Origin of the sequence: Chryseobacterium hagamense (assembly GCF_007991455.1) — a bacterium.
GTDB lineage: Bacteria > Bacteroidota > Bacteroidia > Flavobacteriales > Weeksellaceae > Chryseobacterium > Chryseobacterium hagamense.
The window spans coordinates 1-839 of sequence record NZ_BJYJ01000090.1 but is presented as its reverse complement, the minus strand read 5'-3'; the positions used below and the strand labels follow the sequence as shown (position 1 = coordinate 839).

The 839-nt window shown below is 37.9% G+C and carries 1 protein-coding gene; it reads right to left on the bottom strand.

All coding sequences use genetic code 11. The features are described 5' to 3' along the window. Positions 1-7: 7 nt before the first annotated feature. On the bottom strand, positions 8-787 hold the full coding sequence (locus CHA01nite_RS20370) for an IS5 family transposase (protein ID WP_146944831.1): 780 nt from the start codon (positions 785-787) through the stop codon (positions 8-10). Positions 788-839: the final 52 nt, after the last annotated feature.

Sequence of the window (839 nt, the reverse complement as noted above, 5' to 3'; positions counted from 1 at the left end):
GTTTGAGTTAAATTTTCTTAGCTAATCTTCTGATGTTCGCTATGATCATATAAGCATTGGCATTTTCAACTTTTCTTTCATAATCTTTGGAACACCGTCTGTTGTTAAGCGTCCAGGCAATAGTTCTTTCAACAATCCAGCGTTTTTCATGAATTTCAACTTTACCCTTTTGAGCGATCGGAATTATGGGTATTTCTACTTCAATCTCGTATTTTGTTTTCATTTCTTCGCGAAAAGTGCCTCCAAATGTTCCGTCAGCATAAATACGCTGTATATTTCCCAACAATTCATTTTCAGAGTATATTCTTTTCCAATGTTTTATGGCGGTGGTTCCATCATATGAATTGGCAGGAACTACAAAACTGTCCAAAAGGTTTCCCAATGTATCTACCACGTAGAAACGCTTTCTGCCCTTGATCAGCTTCCCTCCGTCAACACCGATATTTTCTGTACTTGTAGAGGTATTTTTAGTAGTCTGGCTATCAATGATTGATGTTGTGGGCTGCCATTGCTTGTCTTCCATCACACGGTTGTTTGCAATCAGTAATCTGTTGATATTATCCCAGGTGCCGTCCTTAACCCATTTTCGATAATACCAGTAAACCGTTTGCCAGGGCGGGAACTCTCCCGGGATATCCCGCCACACACAGCCATTTTTAGTAAGATAAAAGATGGCATTCACTATTTCAGGCAAATTCCATTTACTTTTTCTTTTTACAGGTAGGATATTTTTTATAACTTGCCAGCTCCTGGCAGAAAGGTCTGAACTATATGTTTTTATTCGCATTTAAACAATATAAAACCTTTCTGCCTTTTTTCAAAAAAATAACTCAAACAGC